General features: G+C 43.8%; 3 protein-coding genes. All 3 read left to right on the top strand.

Annotation, left to right across the window (positions count from 1 at the left end):
* On the top strand, nucleotides 1-980 hold a 980-nt coding region (locus VF500_RS14040; protein WP_330860263.1), incomplete at its 5' end, for an OmpA family protein.
* Between the two features lie 30 nt (nucleotides 981-1,010).
* A complete protein-coding gene (locus VF500_RS14035; protein WP_091211191.1) occupies nucleotides 1,011-1,355 on the top strand; it encodes a hypothetical protein in 345 nt (114 codons plus the stop codon).
* Nucleotides 1,356-1,699: 344 nt separating this feature from the next.
* Nucleotides 1,700-3,521 (top strand): ThuA domain-containing protein (locus VF500_RS14030; RefSeq protein WP_330860262.1); only part of this gene is annotated, 1,822 nt, incomplete at its 3' end.

Raw genomic sequence — 3,521 nt, 5'->3', positions numbered from 1 at the left:
TGAGTGATTTGGGCGATGACGGTGACGCTACGAACGCCGTAAACCTGGGTAGTATCATCAATACAGATCGTGATGAACAGGCGCCTTATTACAATGCTGATGAAAAGAAGCTGATCTACAGTTCGAAAGGTTTTACCGGTTTAGGTGGATTTGATTTTTTCGAAAGTAAAGGTGACATAGGCAACTGGAGCGCACCAGTAAACATGGGTTATCCCATGAACTCGGCTAAGGACGACCTGTATTTCATACCGGATAACAAGGATGCTAATAAATGGTACATCAGCTCAGACAGGGAATCAGATTGTTGTTTGAACCTGTTTGAGGTACACAATAAGAGCTTTATTCTGGCCGGTATAGTCACTGATTGCGAAACGCATGAGCCATTGGCCGGTGTTAAGGTCAGTTTTATCGACTCGCTGGCAAAGCAAACCCTTAAGGAGTTAACTACCGGGACCGATGCCAGATATGCTTTTAAAGTAACATCAAAAAGGCCATACAATTTAAAGCTCGAAAAAACAGGCTATTTCACTAAAGTGCTGCCTATCCCGGCAAGTGGTCAAATGAATAACGATACACTTTATAACGCCGAGATCTGCTTGCAGTCCTTTGAAAAGGATAAGCCTATTGTGATCAATAATATCTTATATGATTTCAACAAGGCTACGTTAAGGCCAGAATCTAAAACGGTGCTCAACAGCCTGGTTACCATCATGAAGGATAATCCTAAGATCATTGTAAGACTTGGTGCGCATACCGATTCGATAGGGAGCGTAAAATACAACATCAAACTGTCGCAGGCCAGGGCGCAATCATGTGTGGATTATATTATAAGCCAGGGCATAACCAGTGAGCGCATCTACGCCAAAGGATACGGAAAAAGTATGCCTGTAGCGCCAAACTCACTGCCTAACGGCAAAGACAACCCTGAAGGCAGGCAACTTAACCGACGTACAGAATTTACAGTAGTAAAAACAGAATAATCATGGATCTATTAACCTAAGCTATTTTTTATGAAAGAGTCAGCAACATTTCACCGCCCGTTTTTAAGAACAAAAGGATTTTCAACCTTTCACATTCACATTTTTGAGCTGATACTGCTTGGCAAAGCCAATCGCGAAATCAACAGGCTTATGGGATATACGCCCAAATCGCACATGGTGGTTGACCATTCGCGCCAGGTTATGAATAAACTGCTCTCGTACGAGGGTTTGTGTAAGCGTGATTATAAGGATAGGGTAGTATACCCCCGAAAATACCAGTTCTGGTGGAAAAAGCTGCTTGAAAAACATAAGAATACCCTGATCCAGAAAGCCATAATACCCGAGTACTACGAAGACGTAGCGCCCGGAATTTAAAGATAAAGGGGCATGCTGTTAGGTGACGTGCCCTGGGTTGTAATGGTTAGTACGAGCCCCGCGGATAAGTGTCTGTGGGGTTCGTTGTTTTTATGCGTCTCTACAATTAAATTCCACAGGCCGTAACAATTCAATTACAAATCCATAACCGCCTAAAATAAAAGTGTATTTAATACACAGTGAATGTTTTAAATGGTATTATTGTGTGAGCCAATTATCTGAACAACCTTTTTAGCGATACTGCATTTATATTTTTTTGCCTTGTACGTAAATCCTTTTAGCAGGGCGGAATAATGCTGCTTTTATGGCTGTTCATTAAATGTAAACCAATAATAATCTCAAACATGTCATTAAAAACAAAACTCACCTGCGTTTTTTTGACAGGATTAACTTTCCTGCTTTATTCCTTTAAAAAACCGTTCGACAAGCCGCGCGTGCTTGTATTTTCCAAGACTTTAGGCTGGCACCACTCGTGCATCCCCTTCGGGATAGCTGCCATTCAAAAATTAGGCACTGAGAATGGCTTCGATGTAGATACAACCACCAATTCGGCTAATTTTAATGATGATAACCTTAAGAAATACCAGGCAGTAGTATTTAACTGCACCACAGGTAACGTGCTTAACGCGGTTGAACAGGCGGCATTTGAACGCTACATTCAGGCAGGCGGCGGTTTCATGGGCGTACACTCTGCTGCTGATACCGAGTACGACTGGCCATGGTATGGCAAACTGGTCGGCGCATATTTTTCAAGTCACCCCAATAATTCCAATATCCGTAAAGCAACAATTGATGTAACCGATAAAAGCCAGCCGGCTACTGCCAACCTACCGTCAAGATGGGAGCGTACTGATGAATGGTACAATTATAAATCTATTTACAGCGGTATTCATGTGCTGGCAAGCCTTGATGAGAACACTTATGACGGCGGTACCAACGGCGCTAACCACCCTATAACCTGGTATCACGAATTTGACGGTGGCAGGGCATTTTATACGGGTTGCGGGCATACCGACGAAAGTTATAGCGATCCTCTGTTTTTAGGCCAATTATTGGGCGGTATTAAATATGCTATGGGGAATGGGAAACCGTTGGATTATAGTAAGTCATACTCCAAAGTAGCGCCCGATCAAACCCGGTTTATCAAAACCGTGCTGGTGAGCAATATTGCCTCGCCAATGGAACTGGCTGCGGCCAAAGACGGTCGCGTGTTTTTTTCCCAGTTAATGGGCAATTTTTCGGTTTACAATACTAAAACCAACAAGTTTAAAGTGATCCATAAATTTCCGATCACTTATGAGGGAGGTACAGGCGTTATCGGCCTTACGCTCGATCCTGATTTTGAAAGGAACCAGTTTGTTTACATCTATTATATGCCCGCAGGGCAAACTATTGAGCCGCTTAATTTTCAGCTTTCTCGTTTTAAATTAAGCCCGGCAGATGTACTCGACCTAAAATCAGAAAAGATCTTGTTTAAAGTGCCTGTACAAAAAGTAAGTGGTGCACATCACGGCGGTTCACTGGCCTGGGATAAGGATAAAAACCTGTACCTGTCTACCGGGGATAGCTCCAGCCCGTTCCCGTCAGATGGTTATGCGCCGCTTGACGAACGCCCCGGGACAGAACATTATAGTCTCGATGCACAACGCAGCGCAGGTAATACCAATGATTTTAAAGGTAAGATCCTGCGCATTCATCCTGAAGCTGACGGCACTTATACCATCCCCGAAGGCAACCTTTTTCCGAAAGGTATGGCTAAAACCAAACCCGAAATTTATGTAATGGGTTGTCGCAATCCTTACCGTATTGCTGTAAATCCTAAAACTTCGGTTTTATATTGGGGCGAGATTGGACCGGATGCAGGTACTGATTCACCTCGTGGTCCGCGCGGATATGATGAGTTTAACCAGGCAAGGAAAGCCGGGAACTTTGGCTGGCCATATTTTGTGGGCAATAATTTTGCCTACTCGCATTGGGATTTTGTGAACGCCAAGCCGGGGCCAAACTTTGATCCTAAAGCGCCGGTAAATAATTCGCCTAATAATACCGGTTTAAATGTGCTGCCTCCGGCTATGCCTGCAATGATCTGGTACCCTTATGCTGCTTCAGATGAGTTCCCGGAATTAGGTATGGGTGGTCGTTGTGCCATAGGTGGTGATTTTTATG

The sequence above is a fragment of the Mucilaginibacter sp. genome (genome assembly GCF_036383575.1).
GTDB lineage: Bacteria > Bacteroidota > Bacteroidia > Sphingobacteriales > Sphingobacteriaceae > Mucilaginibacter.
The sequence above is the reverse complement of the archived record's forward strand: the minus strand, read 5'-3'. Positions and strand labels throughout refer to the sequence as shown.

What these genes read in the sequence shown, in the direction of transcription:
- VF500_RS14035 (WP_091211191.1), top strand. Translation starts at nt 1,011, where the DNA reads ATGAAAGAGTCAGCAACATTTCACCGCCCGTTTTTAAGAACAAAAGGA.